This is a genomic window from Pseudomonas sp. Pseusp15, assembly GCF_059492165.1.
Window position 1 is genome coordinate 3,093,499 of sequence record NZ_CP168523.1, and the last position, 24,599, is coordinate 3,118,097.

Below are 24,599 nucleotides of genomic sequence, written 5' to 3' on the forward strand. Positions count from 1 at the left end.
TCTAGAGCGGCTACAGGAGGGCAAATTGTGTTTAGGCGACAAATACTTATAAAAAAGAAGCCGAGGGATTCGACGCACTTGAAGTGTGCTCCGAGGTGGTGCAAGGACTGTAGGACAATCCTTTGCTTCAGACAAAACCTACACATTTTCGGGTACTGATCCGATCGAAGATTCGCACTGGCGATGAACCTTTTTTTGCCTCACATTGACCCGCCAACCGCCCCCACAAGAGAAACGTGATGCCCGCGCTGAGTCTGATCCAACACCATCCTGCCGAAGGCCCCGGCGCCATTGCCGAATGGGCCCGATCCCGAGGCATCACCCTGAACGTGTTTCGCGCCGACCTCGGTCAGTTGCCGCCGGTGAGCGCGGCACCGCTGATTCTATTGGGTGGGCCTTATGAATCAGGTGCCGGACCGTTATGGCTGGAAACAGAGCGTCAGTGGCTGGCGGGCAGCCTGGATCAGGGCGCGGCGGTGTTCGCGATTTGCCTGGGGGCGCAGTTGCTGGCGCTGAGCCTGGGCGGCAATGTGCGGCGGATGGCTCACACCGAAACCGGCTGGACTACCGTGACCTTTGCCGATGGCCAGACGCTGAAGGTGCTGGAATGGCACGAAGACGCGATCGATCTGCCGCCCTCTGCGCAGTTGCTGGCCAGCAGCGAGGTTTGTGAGCAGCAGATGTATCGCGTTGGCCCGACGCGGGTGGGGTTGCAGTTCCACCCGGAATGGAATGCTGAATCGGTGGCGATCCTCAATGAGCACTTTGGCGAGGAATCACCGTTGCCCCGGGAGCCGCAAGACAGTGCCGCTTATGCAACGGTGTTTGACTGGTTGCGGGTGACGCTGGATGCATGGTGGAGCGCTTCATCAGCTAATCGCCACACTTAGTCAGCATTCACACCTAATGGTCAACGCAACGGCGGGTTGCACCGCAACACTCAACTCAAACCCTTCATCCAGCCACCCGGTCACCCCGCCGATCATCTCCTTGACCGGGTAACCCAGCGCCGCCAGCTTCACCGCGGCCTTGTTGGCGCCGTTGCAGTGAGGTCCGGCGCAATAGACCACAAACAGCGTGGACTTCGGATAGGCCGCCAAGCCATCAGCTGTGATCAATCGACTCGGGATGTTGATCGCGCCTGGCACATGTCCGCGTTCGAACGCCAACGGTCCGCGCACGTCTACCAGAACAAAATCCACCTCGCCGGCCTCTTGGCTGCTATAGACGTCGGAACAATCGGTTTCGAAGGTCAGACGATTGCTGAAGTGCATCAGGGCGATGGCGGACGGGGCTGCGGGAATCTCGCGAACCAGGCTAGGCATGGGCTGTACTCCAAAGTCTCAGTGGGTGTGAGAAAACTTTATCTGCTCCGGCCTTGCCGCTACAGTGGCGCACAAGACACTCACCGGGAATTTTCCGCCAAATGCAGCCCACCCCAGGTTTAGTCGCGATTCTGGCCTACGACGGCCTCTGTACCTTCGAATTCGGCATTGCCGTGGAGATCTTCGGCCTGGCGCGGCCAGAGTTCGATTTCCCTTGGTATGAGCACCGCATCGTCGCCGTCGACCAAGGGCCGATGCGCGCCATGGGCGGCATTCAGGTGCTGGCCGACGGCGGGATGGAACTGCTTGAGCGCGCCCGAACCATCATCATCCCCGGCTGGCGCGACCGCAGCGCACCGGTGCCGGAGCCCTTGCTCGCCGCGCTGCGCCAGGCCCATGCCCGAGGCGCGCGGTTGCTGTCGATCTGTTCCGGGGTATTCGTACTGGCGGCCACCGGTTTGCTGGACGGTCACGGCGCCACCACCCATTGGCGCTACACCACTGAACTGGCCGAGCGCTTCCCGAACATTCTGGTGGATCCGGACGTGCTCTATGTCGATTCGGGTCAGTTGATTACCTCGGCCGGCAGCGCCGCCGGCATCGATGCCTGCCTGCATCTGGTCGCGCGGGATTTCGGCACGCAGGTGGCCAACTCGGTGGCGCGGCGGTTGGTAATGTCGCCGCAACGCACCGGCGGCCAGGCGCAATTCATTCCGTCACCGGTCAGCCCGACGCCGCGCAGCGACCTGTCGCGGGTCATGCAGTGGGCACGGGAACGTCTGCATGAACCGCTGGAGGTTCGCGACCTCGCCAGCGAGGCGGCCATGAGTGAGCGCACGTTCCTGCGGCGGTTCACCGAAGCCAGCGGTATGCCCCCCAAAGCGTGGCTGCAGCATGAACGCCTGGCCCGGGCCCGCGAGCTGCTGGAGAGTACGAATCAAAACACCGACCAGATTGCCCAGCACTGCGGTTATCGCTCGGTGGAGAGTTTCCGGGTGGCATTTCGCAGCGTGGTCGGCGTGCCGCCTTCGGTGTATCGGGAACGGTTCGGGCACAAGGTCAGCGCTGTTTGAATGATCTCAGTCCAGGGCGTTACAGACCGCCCCAACACTCTTTATCAATGGCGATAAAAACAATAAGGACTCATGAGGAATCGCACTAACTTATCGCCAATCTTAATATCAAATATCTCGACTGCTCACCCGCCGCGATAAATAAAACGATATTAAAAATTACTCTTGCACAGCCCATTGCATATTTATCGGCGCCTGCTTAACTGCAAAAACTGCTGATGACAGCAGTGCCCGCAAACACCACGGAAGGAATCGTTATGAGCACTTCAACTCGCCATAGCATGCCCCCCTATGGGGTGGCCATCCAAGGCGCGATCAAGGCAGGCGACCTGCCGCAAATGAAGACGCTGTTGAAACAACGCGATGCATCCACACCAGAAAATAAAGAGCTAAAAACTGCTTACGAGCAGTTGGTTAAGGAAATCGCACGCCTGGAAAAGCACTAATAGCTATTTCCGCGCCCCTTATTGCAATGGAGGCAATAATTATGTCTGGTTCCAATCAACAACCTGTCAGCTTGTTCCCACTCTGCTACCGAATTGGTACTTCGGCCGCGGGCGCACAAAACCTGGCACTCAATCTTCTGGTTTTTACCCCAGATCAAACGGTAAGCGGCACTGCCGAAATTACTCAAGCCACTAACCCGCCACTGGATGTGCACTCCGATGTCTGGGGCGAATACACCTACCTGACGGTCATGAGCCCTGGCGTCAGCAAGATCCTGATCACCGCTCAAGGCAATAACGGCGGCCCAGGCTCGAACTCAATCGTGAATTTCAAGTTGCATCTGGTGGTCGGTAGCGACTGGAGAGAAGGCGTCGCCAATTACGAGTACTTCAATGGTGAACGGTGGGTCCAGGTCACCGCTCCCGCTCATCTTGTCGAGGCGGTACCCTCCAACGCTTATAAATCAGTGCCTTTGGAGCCCGGCCCGGTCATTCCAGCCTATCCACCGATCATGCCGCTGTACGCCGCACCGATTCAAAGTGCCATTGCCAGCGGTGACCTGGCCCAGATGAAAAACCTGGCCCGCCTGGCCCAACAACAACTGGATCAGCAACCCCAACTGCAGAGCGCGCTTGAAACGGCCAAGGGCGAAATCAGCCGGCAGGAACGCCGCTGACCCGCTCACGAAACATGCCCGAGTTGTCCTGAATACAAATAAGGGAGTAGCACCATGTCAATCGGACTATTTCATACCCGCCTGAATGTCAGTAGTCACCTATTGGGCGCACCGGTTTTAACCCTGGATCTGCTGGTAGATACCGTAAAGAAAAAAGTCAGCGGGGTTGCCAGCATTTTCCAAAGCACCTATCCGCCTCTCAACTTCCGTGCCCGTGTATGGGGTGAATACTCCGAGGCCAAACTGGTGCCGACGGCCGAAAACCACATCATCCTCACCTTGGCGGGCAGCCCGAGCGGCCCTCTCAGCCAGATCGCCCAGACTTTCGGCTTGAAAGGCATTTTAGGCGCCGACTGGGCGAGCGGTTATGTCGACTACAAGTACCAGGACCAGGGTATCTGGCATTACGTGAAACACGCAGCTGTCAGCCAGGCCCCAGTGATTGAGCGCCCAGAGCATCCGCACCATGCGGTGCCGCTCTATGCCGTCGCGGTACAGCAAGCGCAAACCAGCGGTGACCTGGCGCAACTGAAGTCCGTGGTGAGCCAGGGTGAACAGCAATTGGCCAACAGCGGTGCCCTGCGCAGCGCTCTGGAGCAGTTGAACGCTGAAATCGCCCGCCTGGAGGCCCGCTAACCCCAGGCAGTTAAGCGCAACCCCCTGTGGGAGCAGGCAAGCCCGCTCCCACAGACTCCGCGCTATAGACCAACAACAAAAGGTAAATCCGGTCGCGCCATTGACTCAAGGAAGGCGCGAACACTTCGATGGATTCGTGCCGCGCACGCGTTGGTGCGCAAGGATTTCCCATGTCAGACAGTCGCCCTGCCCGCTACCTCAGTGAAACCGACCTCAAACGCTACGTGCCGGTGCATGTGGTCTGGGAAATCACTCTGGCTTGCGATCTCAAATGCTTGCATTGCGGCTCACGCGCCGGCCATCGACGCCCCGATGAACTGAACACCCGGGAGTGCCTGGACGTTATCGATTCCCTGGCGGCACTCGGCACCCGCGAGATCACCCTGATCGGCGGTGAAGCCTATTTGCGCAAGGACTGGACCCAACTGATCCAGGCTATCCACGATCACGGCATGTATTGCGCGATACAAACGGGTGGGCGCAACCTGACGCCCGCGAAAATGCAGGCAGCGGTGGACGCCGGACTCAATGGCGTCGGTGTGTCACTGGATGGACTGGCCCCACTGCATGACGCAGTGCGCAATGTCCCGGGCTCGTTCGACAAGGCGGTGGACACCCTGCGACGCGCCAAACAGTCCGGGCTTGCGGTGAGCGTCAACACACAAATCGGCGCGGCCACGTTGCCCGACCTGCCCGAGCTGATGGACCTGATCATCGACCTCGGCGCCACTCATTGGCAGATCCAGCTGACGGTCGCCATGGGCAATGCCGTCGATCACCCGGAGCTGCTGTTGCAACCCTACCAACTGCTGGAAGTAATGCCGTTGCTGGCGCGCCTCTACCGCGAAGGGGTTGATCGCGGCCTGCTGATGAACGTGGGCAACAACATCGGTTACTACGGCCCTTACGAGCACATGTGGCGTGGCTTCGGCGACGAGCGCGTGCACTGGAGTGGCTGCGCCGCCGGCCAGACTGTGCTGGCGCTGGAAGCCGACGGCACGGTAAAGGGTTGCCCGTCATTGGCCACGGTGGGGTTTTCGGGCGGCAACGTACGCAACATGAGCCTGCACGATATCTGGCATTACAGCGAAGGCATGCACTTTGGCCGCCTGCGGTCGGTCGACGACCTGTGGGGCTACTGCCGAGGCTGTTACTACAACGACGTCTGCCGTGGCGGCTGCACCTGGACCTCGCACTCCCTGCTCGGCAAACCCGGCAATAATCCCTACTGCCATTACCGCGCGCTGGACCTGCAAAAACGCGGGCTACGCGAGCGCATCGTCAAACTCGAGGACGCGGCAAAAACCTCCTTCGCCGTCGGACGTTTTGATCTGATTACCGAGCGCATCGATACCGGTGAGAAGGTGAACAGCGTCAGCGACAGCGGCCAGGTGATCAAACTGGCCTGGGCGAACCAGGGCCAGAAATCGCCTGACGAAGGACGTGTTCCACCACAACTGGCGCTGTGTCGTGGCTGCTTGCAGTACATCCATGCACACGAAGTGACGTGCCCCCACTGCGACGCTGATGTCGCCGCCGCGGAAGCCGTGCACCAGACAGACCGTGCCCGGCAACAAGCGATCATCAACACCCTGACCGGCCTGCTGGGGTTGCCGCAAAATAACTTGATGTGACGTTTATGCCGACGCATCACCAGGGAAGCGACCTCGAAGATCGCTTCCCTGGCACATCACCCGGCATGCGGGTCTGCGCGTTGCGAAAAGGACGGTTACTGAGCCGTCGGGTGTTCGACGATCAGCGATTCGATGTTCATCTTTTTCGCCCGGGTCAGCGCCGCCGTTATTTCAGCTTGCCTGACCTGCGCCTCGGCTTGCGAACCGAACGGCCCGACCAGAATACGAACCTTTCCATTTTCCTTCACGACGTTGGGAACGAAGCTGTGCTCAATCAACCAACCGCTCAGGTCACTGACCGCCTGGGGTGTCTCGCCGCGCACTTCGACGTCCCACTGCGGGCCCGTTACCGCCGCGGGAACGGAGGCGACTGCCGGTTGCGGCTTTTGAGCGTCAACCCCTTTATCCTCACCGCATCCGGCCAGCGTCAGTACCGCGATTACCAAGACTATTTTGCGCACAACGCTTTCCTCCGAATGCTTAAAGCGGCGATTTTAACATCCATGGATCCATCCCGAGTGCCGCAAAATGGGCTCAAAACAACGAGAATGATGGTGGCGGCCTCTGTATAGTTACACCTTGGGAATTAATGCAGCATCTGCGCGTCAGAAAGAGGCACCCAAACCGTGAAACTTCGCACTAATCTATATCTAATACCGACCTCTGCACTGTCCGAATCAGGTGCCCTACAAAGCAATCAAGGAGAAAACCATGCTGATACTCACCCGCAAAGTCGGTGAAAGCATAAACATCGGTGATGACATTACGATCACCATCCTGGGCGTTAGCGGCCAGCAAGTCAGGATTGGCATCAACGCCCCGAAAGACGTTGCGGTGCATCGCGAAGAAATTTATCAACGCATCCAGGCTGGCCTGACCGCCCCGGACAAGCCGCAAACGCCCTGAATCCTGCTGCAGTCAGTAGCCAGCCCATTCTGCCTCGAGTAACGGCTGGCTAAGATTCAAGTGCCGCATCGTTCTGCGCTCCGTCTCTCTTTGCGATGCCATCGCAACACGGAGCCGATACTACTGCCCTGGCTCCTGCCATGACTGTCAGACGTTTCGGATTTGCAGCGAGAAAGAGCGCTCCCCTGCCCGGTTAGCCAAACGTCACACCACGCGCCATGCCCGTGGCCGCCACGACCATTAGCACCAGCAACAGCGCCTCGATATGACTGATACGGGCAAACAGCGTTGCGCGGCCGGTATCGATAGCCGCGCCGCGCCCCAGCGCAATCCGCCATTTGATCAGCGTCACCATCGGTGCAATCTCAAGCAACAGGATGAACACCAAGAGCGTCATCTTGAGATGAAACAGGGGTTGGTGAAGATAGTAATCAGTGCCTTTTTCGTACCCGCCAAAGGCTCGTAGCCCACCCGTGATCAGCAGAGTGACTGCAGAGATCCCCCACAGATTATCTGCAATCAAAACACGGCGAGCGTCCCCTGCCCCGGCACTCAGACGACGTAACGCCGTACCGCGGGTCAGTACAGCCCAAAAACCCAGACCAAAGGCCAAGAGGTGAACCGCCGCCAGAAACCAGTGAGCCAGCATCGACATACTCCCATCAGGACAAAGTTGAATCAGCCTTACAGTAGTAGTCCATCGTGTCGGATTTGCTCACGCATGTAGCTGGGCTGATCTCCCGCACCTCGCCATCGGGCAAATTGCAGGCGAAAAAAAACCGGGTTCCTGATGGATACCCGGTTTTTGAGAGTCCTGGACTTAATCCAGTCGTTTCGAGATCGAAGTACGAGCGCTGCTCAACCCTTTCGTGTTGTGATCGCCAGGCGTAGTGGCCGAAATGGCAGAGGCCTTGGCAACTCCTCGCGTGTCCCTGGAATGCGCAATGCCCGAAGTGACTGCGCCATGGCCACGGTCACTGTTACGTTCGCTACCAAAGTGGTTGCCATTGACGCCACGGTCCCGGACGGCTTTGCCGGCGTGATCACTGCTCAAGCCTGCGCCACGGCCGACATGGGTGCCACTCAAGCCTGCGCCACGGCCGACGTGGTCGCTGCTCAAGCCTGCACCACGACCGACATGGGTGCCACTCAAGCCTGCACCACGGCCGACATGGGTGCCACTCAAGCCAGCACCAAGGCCGACATGGTCGCTACTCAAGCCTGCGCCACGGCCATTGCTACTGACGCCGCCGGAATGGCCGGAACCGCCGTTGCCACCATGACCACCGCCGTTACCGCCGCCATTGCCACCACCGTTACCACCGCCGCCACCTCCATTGCCACCATCCTTCGCGTAGGCGGAGCTCATGATGGACAGTTCAGCGGGCAATAACGGGGCGGCTGCAAGCATCATCACGCAGGACATGACGGCAACAAAACTCTTGTTTTTTAATAGCATGGTGAAGTTCCGTGGAGGTTGATATTGCACGGAATAATTGACCGTCTCCACCCCACACAGTTCAAAGGCCGGCGACCAGCGGGCAAGCAATGTGCAGTGATCGAACCGGCACACTGCTGCCCGCGATGTTGCTGGTCGTTATGCGGCAAGGGCGCAATTGAAATTTATCGCCCTCACATCAATCGAACGCACCATTGAGCACCTCGTAGATGATCCCGGTAGCGATGGCCACCAAAATCAAGTCAGTGCCAGCCTGCTGCCACTCATAGCCATCGTAGTGGGGAAGCTGGCCGAGCAGACGGCCATCGAGTTTTTTGGCGATCCCCGGCGGCAGAGGTTTACCGCGCGCGAGGTTTTTCTGAATACCGGGTGGCAAGGCGGGCCCGGGGCTCCAGTAGCCACGATAACCACCCACGATGCCAAGGACGTTACCGTGGTCGATGCTCGGGCCGTGACTCCAATCGCCCCCCCCTGAACCTTTCCCCTTGTTTCCATGGCCGGAGTTGCCATGGTCCTGGTTGTATTGTGGATTTCCCTTGCCACCTCCCTGGCCTTTCCCGTTTCCCGGGTCGGCCAATGCAGTCACTGAACCAGACACCAAGGCAAGACACGTCATAGCGGCGATCAACGAGCGAGATCTAAACATATCCATTCTCTCCGAAAGGGGATGTCCCCTGAAGAATGTAGACGGCTATGGCGGTATTAGTTCAGCAACAGTGTTTACTGGAAGTGAGGCGCCGAGTTGGCGTTTTTGAGGATTTTGCAAAAGCCAGGTAAATCGCAGACAACAAAAAAGGGCCCACCTTTCGGTGAGCCCTTCTAGACCGCCCAGCAGAGCGGATTTTGTTTGGTAGGCGCGATTGGACTCGAACCAACGACCCCCACCATGTCAAGGTGGTGCTCTAACCAACTGAGCTACGTGCCTGCTGTGAGGCGGCATTCTACGGAATTCCGGAGGGGTGTCAACACCTTTTTTTCACCTAACCCTATGAATATGCAAAATATTTAATTTCTCTGTGGCAAAGAAGATTTTCCGGTGGCTGGCGGTCGTTTTTTAACTCGGGTAGGATCAATGCACTCGTAAAATATATTAAACAGAGGCTGCAGGATGGCGAACACTCCCTACCCAGAGTCCTATTACGCCGCGTCGGCCAATGCGGCGCCAGCGCGCCCGGCCTTGCAGGATGATGTAGAGACTGATGTCTGTGTAATCGGCGCCGGTTACACCGGCCTGTCCTCTGCCCTGTTCCTGCTGGAAAACGGTTTCAAGGTTACGGTGCTGGAAGCCGCCAAGGTCGGTTTCGGTGCGTCGGGACGCAACGGTGGCCAGATCGTCAACAGCTACAGCCGTGATATCGATGTGATTGAGCGCAGCGTCGGCCCCAAGCAAGCTCAGTTGCTGGGGCAGATGGCGTTCGAAGGTGGGCGGATCATTCGTGAACGAGTGGCCAAATATAATATCCAGTGCGACTTGAAGGATGGCGGTGTGTTCGCCGCCATTACCGACAAGCAGATGGGCCATCTGGAGTCTCAGAAGCGCCTGTGGGAGCGTTTCGGTCACACGCAGCTTGAGCTGTTGGATCAGCGTCGCATCCGCGAGGTAGTGGCTTGCGATCAATATGTCGGCGGCATGCTCGATATGAGTGGCGGGCATATTCATCCACTCAATCTTGCCTTGGGCGAAGCAGCAGCCGTGGAGTCGTTGGGCGGCACTATTTACGAACAATCGCCGGCAGTGCGCATCGAGCGCAGTGCCAACCCGGTGGTGCATACGCCTCAGGGCAAGGTCAGGGCCAAATTCATCATCGTCGCCGGCAACGCGTACATCGGCAATCTGGTGCCGGAGCTGGCGGCCAAGTCGATGCCCTGCGGGACTCAAGTGATCACCACCGAACCCTTGGGCGATGAATTGGCCAAGCGCCTGCTGCCTCAGGACTACTGCGTCGAAGACTGTAACTACCTGCTCGACTACTACCGCCTGAGCGCCGACAAACGCCTGATATTTGGTGGCGGCGTGGTGTATGGCGCGCGGGACCCGGCGAACATCGAGGCGATCATTCGACCGAAGATGCTCAAGGCCTTCCCGCAACTCAAGGACGTGAAGATCGATTACGCCTGGACCGGCAATTTCCTGCTGACCCTGTCGCGTCTTCCTCAGGTCGGGCGACTGGGCGATAACATCTACTACTCCCAGGGCTGCAGTGGCCACGGCGTGACGTATACGCACCTGGCGGGCAAGGTATTGGCCGAAGCATTGCGTGGTCAGGCTGAACGCTTCGACGCCTTCGCCGACCTCCCCCACTACCCGTTCCCCGGCGGGCAATTGCTGCGCACACCGTTCGCAGCGTTGGGCGCCTGGTATTACGGATTGCGGGACAAGCTCGGGGTCTGATCGACCGACTCAGGAGCGGCGACTTCTTGTAGCGAAGTCGCCGTCGAAGCCCAACAGATGTCAGTGGCGCGCAAAGTGACTCGGCCGTTGTAGCGCCGAGGCTGGATGCAGAAGGATCAGAGCGCAAAGGCGCGAAAGAAGAAAAAGCCAAATCGCAGACACAAAAAACCCCGGTCTTTCGACCAGGGTCTTTGCTATCGACTCGAAGATTGCCAACGGCCTTCTTCGTAGCTTCAAGGCGTTCAGTGGGCCTTGAGGCAGATATGGCGCAGCGGACGGGACTCGAACCCGCGACCCCCGGCGTGACAGGCCGGTATTCTAACCGACTGAACTACCGCTGCGTATCGCTTTGAGCTGACGCTCAAGTAACTCGTCTGATTGAAACTTCGAGACTTTTCGATCTCGCTTTTCAATCTCGAACCAGGGTAAACCTGATTCGGAAAATATGGCGCAGCGGACGGGACTCGAACCCGCGACCCCCGGCGTGACAGGCCGGTATTCTAACCGACTGAACTACCGCTGCGCGTCGGTGGAGGCTTTTCAGCTTCCCTCTTGCTTACACAAGAGTCTCAAGAGTTGGTGGGTGATGACGGGATCGAACCGCCGACATTCTGCTTGTAAGGCAGACGCTCTCCCAGCTGAGCTAATCACCCTTTGCATCTCTGAGGCCGCGAAATTTACGCAGGTACCGAAGCTAAGTCAATACCCCGCTTGAAGTTTTTCTAAAAAAGACAAAATCGTGTCATTCCGGACGAGGCCGACAACCGCCAGACCGCTTTCGCGAGCAGGCTCGCCCCCACAGTGGACCGCGCCTCTTCAGACAACAGGTTTTCTAATGTGGGAGCGACCCGACTCTCGGCGGCGAGCCGACGATGATGGCAACACATTCAACATCAATGCCGGGGACAGCGCCCCTGCCCTGTTACTCGCTGTAAATCATCTTCTTGGTCATGCCACCATCGACCACAAACTCCTGGCCCGTGACGAAACCAGCGTTCTTCGACAGCAACCAGGCCACCATCGCCGCCACGTCTTCGACGGTCCCTACCCTGCCCGCCGGATGCTGCGCATGATCGGCGTCAGTCAGCGGTTCGGCGCGCCGTGCCGCTGGATCCCGTGCATCGATCCAGCCGGGACTGACCGCATTGACACGAATCTCTGGCCCCAAACTGATGGCCAGGGCGTGAGTCAGGGCCAACAGGCCGCCCTTGCTCGCCGCATAAGCCTCTGTGTCGGGTTCCGACTGCGCGGCGCGGGTCGAGGCCAGGTTGACGATCGCGCCGCTGTGAGCGCGCAGGTACGGCGCACAGTGCTTGGCCAACAGCATCGGCCCACTGAGGTTCACTGCCAACACCCGGTTCCAGTAAGCCAGGTCGAGGCTTTCCAGGGTGATGTTGTGCGGATCGGCCACCGCCGCATTGCACACCAGCGCATCCAGACGCCCGAACTGCCCCAGCACCTCGGCCACACCCAGCGCCACCTGCGCTTCATTCGCTACGTCCATGGCGATGAACCAGGCGTTTTCGCCGAGCACCTTCGCCACTTTCGAACCACGCTCGCGATCCAGATCGGTCAACACCACCTGCCAGCCTTCGCTGATCAGCCAGGCCGCAATGCCCAGGCCAATGCCGCGCGCGGCACCGGTGACCAGCGCGACGCGGCCATGGGTACCCGTGGTCGGCGACGACAACTCAATCACAAGGCAGCCAACCCGCGCGCCAGATCGGCTTGCAGGTCTGCCACGTCTTCCAGACCGACCGCAATGCGAATCAGGCTGTCACGAATCCCCGCAGCTTCACGCTCTTGCGGCGCCAGACGGCCGTGAGAGGTGGTGCTCGGGTGCGTGATGGTGGTTTTGCTGTCGCCCAGGTTGGCGGTAATGGAGATCAGGCGAGTCGCATCGATAAAGCGCCAGGCGCCCTCTTTGCCGCCTTTGACCTCGAAGCTCACGACCGCACCGAAACCCTTCTGCTGACGCTGGGCCAGTTCGTGCTGCGGATGGCTCTTGAGGCCGGCGTAATGGACTTTCTCGATGCCGTCCTGCTGCTCCAGCCACTCGGCCAGTTGCTGGGCATTGGCGCAATGCGCCTTCATGCGCAGGCTCAGCGTTTCCAGGCCCTTGAGGAAAATCCAGGCATTGAACGGACTCAGGGTCGGCCCGGCAGTGCGCAGGAAACCGACGACTTCCTTCATCTGCTCGCTGCGACCCGCCACGACACCACCCATGCAACGACCCTGGCCGTCGATGAACTTGGTCGCCGAGTGCACGACAATGTCCGCGCCCAGCTTCAGTGGCTGCTGCAGCGCAGGCGTGCAGAAGCAGTTGTCGACCACCAGCATCGCGCCCTTGGCGTGAGCGATTTCCGACAGGGCGGTGATATCCACCAGCTCGGCCAGTGGGTTGGAAGGCGATTCCACGAAAAGCAATTTGGTGTTGGCCTTGATCGCCGCATCCCAGCCGGACAAGTCCGCCAGAGCTACGTAATCGACTTCGATGCCAAAGCGCTTGAAGTACTTCTCGAACAGACTGATGGTCGAGCCGAACACGCTGCGCGACACCAGCACGTGATCGCCGGCACTGCACAGGCTCATTACCACCGCCATGATCGCGGCCATGCCAGTCGCCGTAGCCACGGCTTGCTCGGCGCTTTCCAGCGCGGCAATGCGCTCTTCGAATGCGCGCACGGTCGGGTTGGTGTAGCGCGAGTAAACGTTACCCGGCACTTCACCGGCAAAACGCGCAGCCGCGTCGGCGGCGGTACGGAATACGTAGCTGGAAGTGAAGAACATTGGATCACCGTGTTCGCCTTCCGGCGTGCGGTGCTGACCGGCGCGTACGGCCAGGGTATCGAACGCTACGCCTTCGAGGTCGCTGTCCAGCCGACCGGCATCCCAATCCTGACTCATGCTGTCACTCCTTGCCTTGCTCTTTATTTAATAGATACAAAACCGGCCCCTCAGGGCCGGTAGTTACTCAGTTGTTGTACAGATCAATGATCGCACTGACTGCCTGGGTCTTGACCTTGGAGGCATCGTTACGTGCCTGCTCGATCTTGTTCAGGTAAGCCTCGTCGACGTCGCCGGTGACGTAATGGCCATCGAACACCGCGCAATCGAACTTGTCGATCTTGATCTTGCCGCCACCGACCGCTTCGATCAAGTCAGGCAGATCTTGATAGATCAACCAGTCAGCGCCGATCAGGTCGGCCACGTCCTGGGTCGAACGGTTGTGGGCGATCAGCTCGTGAGCGCTCGGCATGTCGATGCCGTAGACGTTCGGGTAACGCACGGCCGGGGCCGCGGAGCAGAAATAGACGTTCTTGGCGCCGGCTTCGCGAGCCATCTGGATGATCTGCTTGCAGGTGGTGCCGCGAACGATGGAGTCGTCCACCAGCATCACGTTCTTGCCGCGGAACTCCAGTTCGATGGCGTTGAGCTTCTGGCGTACGGATTTTTTCCGCGCAGCCTGACCCGGCATGATGAAGGTCCGACCGATGTAGCGGTTCTTCACGAAGCCTTCGCGGAACTTGACGCCCAAGTGGTTCGCCAGCTCCAGGGCCGCGGTGCGGCTGGTGTCCGGAATCGGGATGACCACGTCGATGTCGTGGTCCGGACGCTCGCGCAGGATCTTCTCGGCGAGCTTCTCGCCCATGCGCAGACGGGCCTTGTAAACCGAAACGCCGTCGATGATCGAGTCCGGACGTGCCAGGTAGACGTGTTCGAAGATGCACGGGGTCAGCGACGGGTTGGTCGCGCACTGACGGGTGTGCAGCTTGCCGTCTTCAGTAATGTAGACCGCTTCGCCGGGTGCCAGGTCGCGAATCAGGGTGAAACCGAGCACGTCCAGCGAAACGCTTTCGGAGGCGATCATGTACTCGACGCCTTCATCGGTGTGACGCTGACCGAAAACGATTGGGCGGATGCCGTGCGGATCGCGGAAACCGACGATGCCATAACCGGTCACCATCGCCACGACCGCGTAACCACCGACGCAACGGTTGTGCACGTCGGTGACGGCCGCGAACACGTCTTCTTCAGTCGGCTGCAACTTGCCACGCTGGGCCAGCTCGTGTGCGAACACGTTGAGCAGCACTTCCGAATCGGAGTTGGTGTTGACGTGGCGCAGGTCAGATTCGTAAATCTCCTTGGCCAATTGTTCAACGTTGGTCAGGTTACCGTTGTGCGCCAGGGTGATGCCGTACGGCGAGTTGACGTAAAACGGTTGAGCTTCGGCCGAGGTCGAGCTGCCCGCGGTCGGATAACGCACATGGCCAATGCCCATGTGGCCGACCAGGCGCTGCATGTGACGCTGATGGAACACGTCACGCACCAGGCCATTGTCCTTGCGCAGGAATAACCGGCCATCGTGGCTGGTCACGATACCGGCAGCGTCCTGGCCGCGGTGCTGGAGGACGGTTAGCGCGTCATACAGCGCCTGATTGACGTTCGACTTACCGACGATACCGACGATGCCACACATGCGACGCAACCCCTACTTAATGGATCTGAACTGAACACAACTCACTGAGGCGTTTTGGCCGTCGGCAAGAGGTGCTCCTTGAACGGAATATCAGCGGGTACGCTGATTCCGCTGGCAAGCCACTGACCGCTCCACCCGAGGATCAGGTTTTTGGACCAGTCTGCGACCAATAGAAATTTTGGCACGAGCTGTGACTCTTTCCACCACTCGTCCTGCTGTACCGGCCCCAGGCTCAACAGCCCGACCGCCACGACCACCAGCAACACGCCACGCGCCCCGCCGAAAGCCATGCCGAGGAATCGATCGGTCCCGGATAGCCCGGTGACGCGAACCAACTCGCCGATAAGATAATTGATCATTGCGCCTACGATTAAAGTGGCGACAAACATGATGGCACAGCCCGTGATAACACGAGCCGACGGCGTAGCAATGTATCCGCCCAGGTACTCGGACAATGAACCACCGAACATCCAGGCAACGACTCCTGCGATGATCCAGGTCAGCAGCGAGAGTGCTTCCTTGACGAAGCCGCGGCTCAGACTGATCAAAGCGGAGATGGCGATGATTGCAACGATCGCCCAGTCAACCCAGGTAAATGGCACAGTGCAGCCTACAGACAGATGAGGCGGCGCATTTTAGCAGAGCCCATGGCTGTCGGTAAGCTGAGATTGTCAGTGCTTTTCAAATCGGGGTGATAGATTTAGCCGCGCTCAGGCTGGAAACGCACCACAAAACCCTTGAGGTTCTGCTGGCGACTCAACAAATCACGCAGACGATCGGCTTCCGCACGCTCGATCAGCGGCCCGACGAACACTCGATTCTTGCCATCGGCGGAGCGAATGTAGGCGTTATAGCCTTGGCTGCGCAGGGTTTTCTGCAAACTTTCAGCGCTCTCACGGCTCGCCAGGCTGGCCAGTTGCACCGACCAGCTGACCGACAGGCCATTGGCATCGACGCGACTTGGAGTAGCGACCGGCTTGGTCGGTGCAACCGCGATTGGCTGGGCAGGTGCCGGCACAGGCTTGGCAACTGGCGCTGCTGGCGGCGCGACTGGCTTGGCAGCCGGCGGCGCTGGCGCTACGGGAGCCGTTGGTGCAATCGGTGCCGACGGCGCTTGCTGCTCGGCAATCTCGTCGTCGCTTGGCACAGGCTCTTGCGGCAATGCCTGTGGTTCAGGCACCGCGACCGGCTCAATCTGCACTTGCGGTAACGAGGAGGCATGCGGTGCGGCAGGCGCGTCGACCCTTACCTGGCGCTGTTCGTCCTGACGGGAAAACAGCATCGGCAAGAAAATCACCGCCAGCGCCACCAGCACCAAGGCACCGACCATGCGCTGCTTGTACGCCTTATCCAGCAAAGCCATTTGCCGCTTCCTCCGTGGAGTGCCGGGCCAGCCACTCAAGGGCCTCGGCGACACAATAAAATGATCCGAATAACAGAATCTCGTCGTCGCTCGTCGCCTGCGCGCACTGCCCTTCCAGGGCAGCGGCCACGCTGTCATAGGACGTAACCGAGGCGCCAAGGTTCTGCAACGCTGCGTGCAACTGAGCTACCGGCCGTGCCCGCGGCGAATCCAGCGGCGCGACGGCCCAATGCTGGACACTAGCATTCAATTCACCGACAACACCATCCAGGTCCTTGTCCGCCAACAACCCGAACACCGCCAGACGCTTGCCGGCCAGCGGTCGACTGGCCAGACGCCGAGCCAGATATTCTGCCGCGTGAGGGTTGTGCCCCACGTCCAGCAGCAGATTCAGACGCTTGCCCTGCCAGTCGAACTGCCGACGATCAAGACGACCGACGATCCGCGTCGCTTTCAACGCTTCAATAATCTGCGCATCCACCCAAGGCAAACCGAGCAGAAGGTAAGCCTGCAACGCCAGTGCAGCGTTTTCCATCGGCAGATCGAGCAATGGCAGATCGTGCAATTCGACCGCACGCCCTTGAGCATCAACGCCGCGCCATTGCCAGTTGTAATCGGTGATACCGAGGTCGAAATCGCGCCCACGCAGGAAAAACGGGCAATTGAGCTCGCGCGCCTTATCCAGCAGAGGTTGAGGAGGATTCAGATCGCCGCACAGTGCAGGAGCGCCCTGGCGGAAGATTCCGGCCTTTTCGAAGGCCACGGATTCGCGGGTATCACCCAGGTAATCCGCATGGTCGACACCAATGCTGGTGACGAGCGCGATATCGGCATCCACCACGTTGACCGTGTCCAGGCGCCCGCCCAAGCCGACTTCCAGCACCACTGCATCGAGACCGGCCTGTTGAAACAGCCAGAACGCCGCCAGGGTGCCCATTTCGAAGTAAGTCAGGGATGTTTCGCCGCGACCCGCCTCGACCGCGGCAAAGGCTTCGCACAGCTGCGCGTCAGTGGCTTCGACACCATTGACCTGCACCCGCTCGTTGTAACGCAGCAGGTGCGGAGAATTGTAGACACCCACGTTCAGGCCCTGCGACCGCAGCAATGAAGCCACGAATGCGCAGGTAGACCCTTTGCCGTTGGTGCCGGTGACCGTGATCACCCGAGGCGCCGGCTTGCCCAGCCCCATGCGGGACGCTACCTGCTGCGAACGCTCCAACCCCATGTCGATGGCCGAAGGATGCAACTGTTCAAGGTAGGCGAGCCACTCGCCAAGGGTGCGCTCGATCATAGGTTCGCAGGTACCGGTGGGACCACGATCGGCTCGACTGGCGCAGCGACGAATTTAGGCGTCGGCTTGCCGGTCAGTTGCGCCAACAGGTTGCCCAGACGCGGACGCAGCTCCTGACGAGGGATGATCATGTCGATCGCGCCGTGCTCCAGCAGGAACTCGCTGCGCTGGAAGCCTTCCGGCAGTTTTTCGCGAACGGTTTGTTCGATCACGCGCGGACCGGCGAAACCGATCAGGGCTTTCGGCTCACCGACGATCACGTCGCCGAGCATCGCCAGACTGGCGGAAACACCGCCGTAGACCGGGTCGGTCAGCACCGAGATGAACGGAATGCCTTCTTCGCGCAGACGTGCCAGCACCGCGGAGGTCTTGGCCATTTGCATCAGGGAGATCAGCGCTTCCTGCATCCGTGCACCGCCGGAAGCGGAGAAGCAGATCATCGGGCAACGGTTTTCCAAGGCGTAGTTGGCGGCGCGCACAAAGCGCTCACCGACGATGGCACCCATCGAACCACCCATGAAGGAGAATTCGAAAGCCGACACCACGACCGGCATGCCCAGCAAGGTGCCGCTCATGGAGATCAGTGCGTCTTTTTCGCCGGTCTGCTTTTGTGCAGCGGTCAGGCGATCCTTGTACTTCTTGCCGTCACGGAATTTCAGACGGTCAACTGGCTCCAGGTCCGCGCCCAGTTCGGCACGACCTTCAGCGTCGAGGAAGATGTCGATGCGCGCGCGTGCGCCGATACGCATGTGGTGGTTGCACTTGGGGCAAACGTCCAGGGTCTTTTCCAGCTCCGGACGATACAGCACCGCCTCGCAAGACGGGCATTTGTGCCACAGACCTTCAGGCACCGAGCTCTTCTTGACCTCGGAACGCATGATCGAAGGGATCAGTTTGTCTACTAACCAGTTGCTCATGCTTTCTTTCTCCAGTACCGGCGGCCCGAACGCTCTGGTTCGCAGCCCCGCGTATGCCCTTGAGCTAAATTCATATGTGTAGCGATGATCGATGGATTGCCGGGTCAGCGAGACGCTGACCTGCGTACGACCCAAAAATTCTCAGCCATGCCTGCTTTGTGCAGGTGCACCTCTTTTGTACAGAGCAGTGGACGGCGGCAGTCTGCCAGCCGTCACATCAACGACGTGCTACCGCGTACCGCTTTGATGAATGCCTGAATCTTTGCGTGATCCTTGATGCCCTTGCTCGCCTCTACCCCTCCGCTGACGTCCACCGCGTAAGGCCGAACCCGGGCAATCGCCTCGGCGACGTTATCTGGCGTCAAGCCACCCGCCAGGATGATCGGCTTGCTCAAGCCTTGCGGTATCAGTGACCAATCGAAGGCTTCACCGGTTCCACCAGGAACACCTTCGACATAGGCGTCGAGCAAAATACCGCTGGCACTTGGGTATGCGTCACAAGCTGCCGCGATGTCATCACCGGCCTTGACCCGCAATGCCTTGATGTACGGTCGGTGCCAGCCTTCGCAATCAGCGGCGGTTTCGTCGCCATGGAACTGCAACAGGTCCAGTGGCACGGCGTCGAGGATTTCCCCCAACTCGCAACGGCTGGCGTTGACGAACAAACCCACGGTGGTCACGAACGGCGGCAAGGCCTTGATGATCGCCCTCGCCTGCTGGAACGTCACGGCCCGCGGGCTTTTGGCGTAGAACACAAATCCGATGGCATCGGCCCCGGCCTCAACCGCCGCCAACGCATCCTCTATGCGGGTAATCCCACAAATTTTGCTGCGAACGGCCGACATGTCGATAGAACCTCAGGGCTATTGCGGGAAAGTCCCGGATGGTATCAAAAGCGTTCGAAGGCGTCAGCCGTCAAGTTCCGAGAAGCCGGTGAGGAAGTGTGGGCCGATGTAACGCTCGGGCAATTCGAACTCGTCGCGATACTCGACCTGCACCAGATACAGACCAAACGGATGAGCCGTCACCCCACCGGAACGGCGAATGCGACTCTCCAGCACCTCTTTCATCCACTCCACGGGACGCTCGCCAGCACCGATAGTCATCAAGACGCCTGCGATGTTGCGCACCATGTGGTGCAGGAACGCACTGGCACGGATATCCAGCACGATCATTTTGCCATGGCGGGTAACGCGCAGGTGATGCAGCTCCTTGATCGGCGACTTGGCCTGGCACTGGCCGGCGCGGAAAGCACTGAAGTCGTGGGTGCCGACCAGATACTGGGCGGCCTCGGACATGCGCTCAACGTCCAGCGGGCGGTGGTTCCAGGTGATTTCTTCGTTCAGGTGCGCCGGGCGGATCTGATCGTTGTAGATCACGTAGCGATAGCGCCGGGCGATGGCTTTGAACCGCGCATGGAAATGCGCCGGCATGACCTTGGCCCAGCTGACGCTGATGTCGTGCGGCAAGTTGATGTTGGCACCCATGACCCAAGCCTTCATCGAGCGCTCTACCTGGGTGTCGAAATGCACCACTTGGCCGCAAGCATGCACACCGGCGTCAGTGCGCCCGGCGCAATGCAGCGACACGGGTGAGTCGGCGACTTTGGACAAGGCCTTTTCAAGAAGCTCCTGCACCGTGTCCACACCGGAGGCCTGACGTTGCCAGCCGCGATAACGCGAACCTTTGTATTCAACGCCCAACGCGATCCGGAAAAAGCCGTCGGCCGCCATTTCGGCGGCCGGATTATCTATATTTGCCAAGGGGTGACAGCCTGCTGATCTACGCAAAGGCAGGCATTATAAGGCCGCTGGACCGGGATGCCAGTGTAACTGTGACACGGCGTTGAATGTACCAACCCTATCGCATCCCCCAAACAAAAACGGCAGCCTGGATGGGCTGCCGTTTTGTTTAAGCCTTACCGACGATTCACGCCAGACGCGAGAGCATTTCCTTGGCTTCGCTCTTCTGCCCCGCATCACCCTCGGTCACCACCTCATTGAGGATGTCCCGAGCACCGTCATTGTCGCCCATGTCGATGTAGGCCTGGGCCAGGTCGAGCTTGGTGGCGACTTCGTCAGCGCCAGAGAGGAAATCGAGCTCGTCATCTGACGCGCTCAACGCATCTTCCTCGGTGAAGCTTGGCTCGCCGAGGCTCTGGGACAAACGATCCAGCTCGGCATTGACGTCGTTGAGTTCGTTTTCAAAGGCGTCAGGCTTATCCGGGGCGGCGTCCATTTCATCGGCCAGCGACAGATCGAAATCAGCCGGCAACTCCAGATCGTCGAGCGGCGCCTCAGTCACCGTTGGCGCCTCAGTGACGGTCGGCACTTCAGCGACAGGCAAGTCCTTGAGGTCGTCATCCAGGCTCAGCAGGAAGTCGTCTTCAGCCAGAGTCTCCGGGGAAGCATCGCCGCCCAGATCCATGTCCAGGTCGAAGTCCGACAGGTCGTCGAGGCTTTCCTTGATTTCAGTCTGTTGTTGCAACACCGACTCAAAGCTCAGGTCGTCGTCCAGCGGAAACTCATCCAGCTCAGCCAGAGACTCTGGTTCTGGCTCAGGCTGTGGCTGCGGTGCTGGCTCGACTGCAACCGCAGGCGTGATCGGAGTAGCCGCTTCCAGATCGTCGAGACTCAGATCGAAAGCACTGTCAAAGTCAGCCAATGCCGGTTCCGGGGCTTGCGGCTCATCCAGCAGCAGGTCCTTGACGTACTGTGCGTCCAGCTCGGCGGCGACAGCTGCGGCGGCCAGACCGCCCACCGCCGCGACCACCATGGCCGGGAAGCGGCTTTTCAGCTGTTCGACCCGGGCGAAGTTGTCGCCGTTGGCCACCAGTTGACGCTCCTGAGCGACGAACGCATCGCGATCGCCCTGCTGACCGTAGACTTCCATCAGCTTCAGGCGCAGGTCGCTGCGTTGCGGCTCTTGCTTGATAGCGTCTTCCAGCAGCGCGGCAGCCTGATTCAGGCGACCAGCCGCGATGTGCGACTGAGCCTGGGCCAAGACGTCGTCAGAGCGTTCGGCGGCAGGCGCAACCAACGGTGCAGCGATCGGTGGCGTCATCACAACCGGGGCAATCACCGGGGCCGGTGCAGGTGCAGGCGTTGGTGCGGTCGCGAGCTTCACGCTTGGCGGCGGAACCTCCAGACCTTCGAAGCTGCTTTCCGGCAGGTCGAGGTCGGCGGAGAACGCTTGTTCCTCAGCCAAGGCACGGGCCATGCGCAGATGTTTTTCTGCCTCCTGCTGAGCTTTACGGCGACGGGCCAGCAACAGCAGCAAGAGCAGCAGAACCACTGCACCGCCACCCACCAGACCCAGCAGGATCGGGTTGGTCAGCAGTTCGTTGAATTTCTGCTCGTCGGACGCCACAGGCGTCGGCTCGACGGCTGGCGCCGGAACGACTTCCGGCGCAGGAGCCGCCGGAGTCACTTCAACAGGTGTTGCCGCCGGGCTGGCTGCCAGCTCGGCCGACATCGCCGGAGCGGTCGTAGCCGCCGGTGCGCCCGCGCCGCCTTCGGCTTGCAGCTTGGCCAACTGATTATTCTTCAGTTCGATCAGGCGCTGCAGCTTGTCCAGCTGGCTTTGCAGGTCGTTCATGCGGCTTTTCAGTTCAGCGTTGTCACGGCGAGCCGTGTCGAGGCTTTCCTGGGTCACGGCCAGCTTGTTGCTCAAGGCCTTCGCATCACCGGTGGCACCTTTGCCACGGCCCTTGCCGGTGTCGGCAGAGACCAGGCTCAGCTTGTCCGTGGCGACTTGCGACGAAGCGCCGTCACCGCGAGCACGCTTGGTGGCGTCGAGTTGCTGCTGCCCGCTTCCAGGCTTCGCCACATAGCGACGACCGTGGCGCCATGCAGAGTTCTGCGCCGCGACTTCAGCGATGGCCTTGGGTTGCGGCAGGCTGGCGCTTTGCACCTGATCCGGCAGACGCAGCACCTGGCCGGCTTTCAGCCGGTTGATGTTGCCGTCGATAAAGGCATCCGGGTTCAGCGCCTGGATGGCCAGCATGGTTTGCTGGATCGATCCACCGTTACGCGCCTTCGCGGCGATTTCCCATAAGGTATCGCGCGACGTGGTGGTGTATTGCGTCGATTTGGTCGCGCCGGTGACTGGCGCGGTCACCGCCTGGGCTGGCGCCGGTTGCGCGGCGGCATCGGCGGTTTGCGGCGAGAATTTGGACGGATCGAGCAGCACGCTGTAATCACGCAGCAGACGACCGCTTGGCCACATCACCTGAACCAGGAATTTCACCATCGGTTCGGACAGCGGTTTGCTGGAGGTGATGCGCAGGATGCTTTTGCCGCTGGCGTTAAGCACCGGCGTGAAAGTCAGGTCGTTGAGGAACGCCTGACGATCGACACCAGCCTTGGCGAAATCTTCGGGCGAGGCCAGGCTCGGCACCACTTCGGCAGCCGTGAGGTCCTTGACGTCGAGCAACTCGATTTCTGCTACCAGAGGCTGGTTCAGCGTCGATTTCAGGGTCAATTCCCCAAGCCCGAGGGCATGCGCCATACCGGAGGACAGCGCCGAGGCGGCCGCTATTGCTAACACCAGTTTGCGAACTTGAACCATAGCCTCATCCTTTGTTTGAACATTCCTCGGCCAGCGAGAAGGTGTTGATTGCCGCTGCCGTAAGGCGTTGCGCGCGACGGCGAAGGGTCGTCGCGCGCGATCGTTTCATTCATGCGACGAAAGCCCTGCGGGATGGCTCGCCTCAAGCATTCCAGCCAAACATGGTGTTCGGCTGGAACCACTAGAAAAAATTGTTGCCAAGTATCTTTTACAGCAGGTCTTTTATCAACAATTCAGCCACCTGCACAGCATTGAGCGCGGCGCCTTTGCGTACGTTATCTGACGTCAGCCACACGTTAAGTTCCGCCGGGTCGTCGATCCCGCTGCGAACCCGACCAACGTAAACCACGTCCTGCCCTACCGCATCGCCTACCGGAGTCGGGTAATCGCCCGCCTCGACCAGCTCGATACCGGGCGCCGCTTCCAGTGCCGCGTTGACTTTCACCAGGTCGACAGCGCTCGATGACTGCAAGGTCACGCTATAGCTATCGCCAAAAAACACCGGGGCTTGAATGCAAGTGACGGAAATCTTTAATAAAGGCCGCGACAAGACCTGACGCAGCTCGCGCACCAGACGCTTTTCCAGCAACGTGTGGCCCTGAGCATCGGGCGCACCGACTTGCGCCAACAGGTTAAAAGCCATCTGCCGATCGAAGAAAGCCGGCTCCAGCGGACGCACGTTGAGCAGTTCGGCGGTTTGCCGGGCCAGCTCGCTGACGGCTTCGCGGCCCTGGGCGGATACCGCCAGGCACGCCGTCAGGCTGATGCGTTGCAGGTCGAGCAAGTCGAGCAGCGGCGCCAGCACCACCGCCAGCGCTGTCGCCGAAGGGCTTGGGCTGCTGACCTGGAAGGGCTTTTTCAGGCCGGCAAGAATTGCAGCATTGGCCTCGGGCACCACTTGCGGCGCCTGATCGGCCGGCAACGCGCCGGACAGGTCGATCAGCGAGCAACCGGCGGCCGTAGCGCGCGGGGCGAAACTGAGGGTCACCGCCGGACCGGCGGCGAAGAACACCAACTGGACTTTGCTGAAGTCGAACTCATCGACTTCGCGCACCCGCACGTTCTTGCCGCGAAACGGCACCGAGTGTCCGGCCGATTCACTGCTCGCCAGCAGGTGCAGATTGCCGACCGGGAAGTCGCGTTCTTCGAGAATCTGGACGAGTGTTTCGCCGACAGTGCCGGTGGCGCCGATCACGGCAATATCGAAGGACTGGCTCATGGTTCTACCTCTGGCGAAACGGGGGGAGCGGCACTTTACCGGGTGGTTGGTGGTGAGGCAATGAATGGGGAAGCCTTGTAGCAGCTGCCGAAGGCTGCGTTCGAGGACGAAGTCCTCGTCATGGCGATCCCGATCATTCAGGCAAACCCCGCGCGCAGGGTTTACGACTGCTGCGCAGCTGGACGCAGGCTTCGCCAGCTGCTACAGAAGTT

Annotated in this window: 24 protein-coding genes and 4 tRNA genes; 8 read left to right on the forward strand and 20 right to left on the reverse strand. The window is 59.9% G+C overall.

Annotation, left to right across the window (positions count from 1 at the left end; all coding sequences use genetic code 11):
* Positions 1-239 precede the first annotated feature (239 nt).
* Positions 240-890, forward strand: coding sequence for a type 1 glutamine amidotransferase (locus tag ACEN8R_RS13885; RefSeq protein ID WP_018928074.1), 651 nt, complete (start codon positions 240-242; stop codon positions 888-890).
* On the opposite strand, the gene ACEN8R_RS13890 is transcribed toward ACEN8R_RS13885, so the two are convergent.
* Positions 891-1,325, reverse strand: a complete 435-nt coding sequence (locus tag ACEN8R_RS13890) for a rhodanese-like domain-containing protein (RefSeq protein ID WP_018928075.1) — start codon at positions 1,323-1,325, stop codon at positions 891-893.
* Positions 1,326-1,426: 101 nt separating this feature from the next.
* On the opposite strand from ACEN8R_RS13890, the gene ftrA reads away from it, so the two are divergent.
* The 5 genes from ftrA (at position 1,427) to ACEN8R_RS13915 (ending at position 5,791) form a co-directional block, all read left to right on the forward strand.
* Positions 1,427-2,398, forward strand: coding sequence for a transcriptional regulator FtrA (gene ftrA / locus ACEN8R_RS13895; RefSeq protein WP_018928076.1), 972 nt, complete (start codon positions 1,427-1,429; stop codon positions 2,396-2,398).
* A 257-nt stretch (positions 2,399-2,655) separates the two neighbouring features.
* The gene (locus tag ACEN8R_RS13900) at positions 2,656-2,844 is read left to right on the forward strand and encodes a DUF1843 domain-containing protein (RefSeq protein WP_018928077.1); all 189 of its coding nucleotides are present in this window, start codon (positions 2,656-2,658) and stop codon (positions 2,842-2,844) included.
* A 41-nt stretch (positions 2,845-2,885) separates the two neighbouring features.
* Positions 2,886-3,521 (forward strand): DUF1842 domain-containing protein, encoded by a 636-nt coding sequence (locus ACEN8R_RS13905; protein ID WP_495624986.1) that lies wholly within the window; start codon positions 2,886-2,888, stop codon positions 3,519-3,521.
* Between the two features lie 54 nt (positions 3,522-3,575).
* Positions 3,576-4,157: a DUF1842 domain-containing protein gene (locus ACEN8R_RS13910; RefSeq protein ID WP_018928079.1), complete on the forward strand. Its 582-nt coding sequence runs from the start codon at positions 3,576-3,578 to the stop codon at positions 4,155-4,157.
* 170 nt (positions 4,158-4,327) lie between these two features.
* Positions 4,328-5,791 (forward strand): GDL motif peptide-associated radical SAM/SPASM maturase, encoded by a 1,464-nt coding sequence (locus tag ACEN8R_RS13915; protein WP_018928080.1) that lies wholly within the window; start codon positions 4,328-4,330, stop codon positions 5,789-5,791.
* A 95-nt stretch (positions 5,792-5,886) separates the two neighbouring features.
* Here the strand turns inward: ACEN8R_RS13915 and ACEN8R_RS13920 are convergent, their stop codons facing one another.
* Positions 5,887-6,252: an SPOR domain-containing protein gene (locus tag ACEN8R_RS13920; RefSeq protein ID WP_018928081.1), complete on the reverse strand. Its 366-nt coding sequence runs from the start codon at positions 6,250-6,252 to the stop codon at positions 5,887-5,889.
* Between the two features lie 250 nt (positions 6,253-6,502).
* Here ACEN8R_RS13920 and csrA point away from each other — a divergent pair, with 250 nt between their 5' ends.
* Positions 6,503-6,697: a carbon storage regulator CsrA gene (gene csrA / locus ACEN8R_RS13925; protein ID WP_007938114.1), complete on the forward strand. Its 195-nt coding sequence runs from the start codon at positions 6,503-6,505 to the stop codon at positions 6,695-6,697.
* A 193-nt stretch (positions 6,698-6,890) separates the two neighbouring features.
* Here csrA and ACEN8R_RS13930 read toward each other — a convergent pair whose 3' ends face one another.
* The 4 genes from ACEN8R_RS13930 to ACEN8R_RS13945 form a co-directional block, all read right to left on the reverse strand.
* Positions 6,891-7,346, reverse strand: coding sequence for a DUF2214 family protein (locus ACEN8R_RS13930; RefSeq protein ID WP_018928082.1), 456 nt, complete (start codon positions 7,344-7,346; stop codon positions 6,891-6,893).
* Between the two features lie 171 nt (positions 7,347-7,517).
* Entirely contained in the window at positions 7,518-8,156 is a 639-nt protein-coding gene (locus ACEN8R_RS13935; protein ID WP_245220341.1) for a hypothetical protein, read from the reverse strand.
* A 178-nt stretch (positions 8,157-8,334) separates the two neighbouring features.
* Complete coding sequence (locus tag ACEN8R_RS13940) at positions 8,335-8,802, reverse strand: anti-virulence regulator CigR family protein (RefSeq protein WP_026286579.1); 468 nt, start codon at positions 8,800-8,802, stop codon at positions 8,335-8,337.
* 202 nt (positions 8,803-9,004) lie between these two features.
* A tRNA-Val gene (locus tag ACEN8R_RS13945) sits at positions 9,005-9,081 on the reverse strand.
* 183 nt (positions 9,082-9,264) lie between these two features.
* Here ACEN8R_RS13945 and ACEN8R_RS13950 point away from each other — a divergent pair.
* Entirely contained in the window at positions 9,265-10,548 is a 1,284-nt protein-coding gene (locus ACEN8R_RS13950; protein ID WP_018928085.1) for an NAD(P)/FAD-dependent oxidoreductase, read from the forward strand.
* 264 nt (positions 10,549-10,812) lie between these two features.
* Here the strand turns inward: ACEN8R_RS13950 and ACEN8R_RS13955 are convergent.
* The 14 genes from ACEN8R_RS13955 to ACEN8R_RS14020 all read right to left on the reverse strand — a co-directional run bounded on the left by ACEN8R_RS13955 (position 10,813) and on the right by ACEN8R_RS14020 (position 24,387).
* Positions 10,813-10,889 (reverse strand) — tRNA-Asp (locus tag ACEN8R_RS13955).
* A 105-nt stretch (positions 10,890-10,994) separates the two neighbouring features.
* Positions 10,995-11,071, reverse strand: a tRNA-Asp gene (locus ACEN8R_RS13960).
* 54 nt (positions 11,072-11,125) lie between these two features.
* A tRNA-Val gene (locus ACEN8R_RS13965) sits at positions 11,126-11,201 on the reverse strand.
* Positions 11,202-11,470: 269 nt separating this feature from the next.
* Positions 11,471-12,247, reverse strand: coding sequence for an SDR family oxidoreductase (locus tag ACEN8R_RS13970; protein ID WP_018928086.1), 777 nt, complete (start codon positions 12,245-12,247; stop codon positions 11,471-11,473).
* Entirely contained in the window at positions 12,244-13,455 is a 1,212-nt protein-coding gene (locus ACEN8R_RS13975; RefSeq protein ID WP_018928087.1) for an O-succinylhomoserine sulfhydrylase, read from the reverse strand. Before ACEN8R_RS13975 ends, ACEN8R_RS13970 begins: the two co-directional genes overlap by 4 nt.
* A gap of 67 nt (positions 13,456-13,522) precedes the next feature.
* Positions 13,523-15,028, reverse strand: a complete 1,506-nt coding sequence (gene purF, locus ACEN8R_RS13980; protein ID WP_018928088.1) for an amidophosphoribosyltransferase — start codon at positions 15,026-15,028, stop codon at positions 13,523-13,525.
* Between the two features lie 41 nt (positions 15,029-15,069).
* Positions 15,070-15,630, reverse strand: coding sequence for a CvpA family protein (locus ACEN8R_RS13985; protein ID WP_495624987.1), 561 nt, complete (start codon positions 15,628-15,630; stop codon positions 15,070-15,072).
* A gap of 98 nt (positions 15,631-15,728) precedes the next feature.
* The gene (locus ACEN8R_RS13990) at positions 15,729-16,391 is read right to left on the reverse strand and encodes an SPOR domain-containing protein (protein WP_018928090.1); all 663 of its coding nucleotides are present in this window, start codon (positions 16,389-16,391) and stop codon (positions 15,729-15,731) included.
* Complete coding sequence (gene folC, locus ACEN8R_RS13995) at positions 16,375-17,682, reverse strand: bifunctional tetrahydrofolate synthase/dihydrofolate synthase (protein WP_018928091.1); 1,308 nt, start codon at positions 17,680-17,682, stop codon at positions 16,375-16,377. The genes ACEN8R_RS13990 and folC overlap by 17 nt, the downstream gene beginning before the upstream one ends.
* Complete coding sequence (gene accD, locus ACEN8R_RS14000; RefSeq protein WP_007935172.1) at positions 17,679-18,599, reverse strand: acetyl-CoA carboxylase, carboxyltransferase subunit beta; 921 nt, start codon at positions 18,597-18,599, stop codon at positions 17,679-17,681. Before accD ends, folC begins: the two co-directional genes overlap by 4 nt.
* A 212-nt stretch (positions 18,600-18,811) precedes the next feature.
* Positions 18,812-19,444 carry a phosphoribosylanthranilate isomerase gene (locus tag ACEN8R_RS14005; RefSeq protein ID WP_018928092.1) on the reverse strand — a complete coding sequence of 211 codons (633 nt, stop codon included), beginning with the start codon at positions 19,442-19,444 and terminating at the stop codon, positions 18,812-18,814.
* A 63-nt stretch (positions 19,445-19,507) separates the two neighbouring features.
* Positions 19,508-20,332 carry a tRNA pseudouridine(38-40) synthase TruA gene (gene truA / locus ACEN8R_RS14010; protein WP_018928093.1) on the reverse strand — a complete coding sequence of 275 codons (825 nt, stop codon included), beginning with the start codon at positions 20,330-20,332 and terminating at the stop codon, positions 19,508-19,510.
* 196 nt (positions 20,333-20,528) lie between these two features.
* Positions 20,529-23,168 carry a motility hub landmark protein FimV gene (locus ACEN8R_RS14015; protein ID WP_018928094.1) on the reverse strand — a complete coding sequence of 880 codons (2,640 nt, stop codon included), beginning with the start codon at positions 23,166-23,168 and terminating at the stop codon, positions 20,529-20,531.
* 208 nt (positions 23,169-23,376) lie between these two features.
* Positions 23,377-24,387, reverse strand: coding sequence for an aspartate-semialdehyde dehydrogenase (locus ACEN8R_RS14020; protein WP_018928095.1), 1,011 nt, complete (start codon positions 24,385-24,387; stop codon positions 23,377-23,379).
* Positions 24,388-24,599: the final 212 nt, after the last annotated feature.

Coding starts and splice junctions, on each gene's coding strand:
- ACEN8R_RS13885 (WP_018928074.1), top strand. CDS start 240: ATGCCCGCGCTGAGTCTGATCCAACACCATCCTGCCGAAGGCCCCGGC.
- ACEN8R_RS13890 (WP_018928075.1), bottom strand. CDS start 1,325: ATGCCTAGCCTGGTTCGCGAGATTCCCGCAGCCCCGTCCGCCATCGCC.
- ftrA (WP_018928076.1), top strand. CDS start 1,427: ATGCAGCCCACCCCAGGTTTAGTCGCGATTCTGGCCTACGACGGCCTC.
- ACEN8R_RS13900 (WP_018928077.1), top strand. CDS start 2,656: ATGAGCACTTCAACTCGCCATAGCATGCCCCCCTATGGGGTGGCCATC.
- ACEN8R_RS13905 (WP_495624986.1), top strand. CDS start 2,886: ATGTCTGGTTCCAATCAACAACCTGTCAGCTTGTTCCCACTCTGCTAC.
- ACEN8R_RS13910 (WP_018928079.1), top strand. CDS start 3,576: ATGTCAATCGGACTATTTCATACCCGCCTGAATGTCAGTAGTCACCTA.
- ACEN8R_RS13915 (WP_018928080.1), top strand. CDS start 4,328: ATGTCAGACAGTCGCCCTGCCCGCTACCTCAGTGAAACCGACCTCAAA.
- csrA (WP_007938114.1), top strand. CDS start 6,503: ATGCTGATACTCACCCGCAAAGTCGGTGAAAGCATAAACATCGGTGAT.
- ACEN8R_RS13930 (WP_018928082.1), bottom strand. CDS start 7,346: ATGCTGGCTCACTGGTTTCTGGCGGCGGTTCACCTCTTGGCCTTTGGT.
- ACEN8R_RS13935 (WP_245220341.1), bottom strand. CDS start 8,156: ATGCTATTAAAAAACAAGAGTTTTGTTGCCGTCATGTCCTGCGTGATG.
- ACEN8R_RS13940 (WP_026286579.1), bottom strand. CDS start 8,802: ATGTTTAGATCTCGCTCGTTGATCGCCGCTATGACGTGTCTTGCCTTG.
- ACEN8R_RS13950 (WP_018928085.1), top strand. CDS start 9,265: ATGGCGAACACTCCCTACCCAGAGTCCTATTACGCCGCGTCGGCCAAT.
- ACEN8R_RS13975 (WP_018928087.1), bottom strand. CDS start 13,455: ATGAGTCAGGATTGGGATGCCGGTCGGCTGGACAGCGACCTCGAAGGC.
- purF (WP_018928088.1), bottom strand. CDS start 15,028: ATGTGTGGCATCGTCGGTATCGTCGGTAAGTCGAACGTCAATCAGGCG.
- ACEN8R_RS13990 (WP_018928090.1), bottom strand. CDS start 16,391: ATGGCTTTGCTGGATAAGGCGTACAAGCAGCGCATGGTCGGTGCCTTG.
- folC (WP_018928091.1), bottom strand. CDS start 17,682: ATGATCGAGCGCACCCTTGGCGAGTGGCTCGCCTACCTTGAACAGTTG.
- accD (WP_007935172.1), bottom strand. CDS start 18,599: ATGAGCAACTGGTTAGTAGACAAACTGATCCCTTCGATCATGCGTTCC.
- ACEN8R_RS14005 (WP_018928092.1), bottom strand. CDS start 19,444: ATGTCGGCCGTTCGCAGCAAAATTTGTGGGATTACCCGCATAGAGGAT.
- truA (WP_018928093.1), bottom strand. CDS start 20,332: ATGGCGGCCGACGGCTTTTTCCGGATCGCGTTGGGCGTTGAATACAAA.
- ACEN8R_RS14015 (WP_018928094.1), bottom strand. CDS start 23,168: ATGGTTCAAGTTCGCAAACTGGTGTTAGCAATAGCGGCCGCCTCGGCG.
- ACEN8R_RS14020 (WP_018928095.1), bottom strand. CDS start 24,387: ATGAGCCAGTCCTTCGATATTGCCGTGATCGGCGCCACCGGCACTGTC.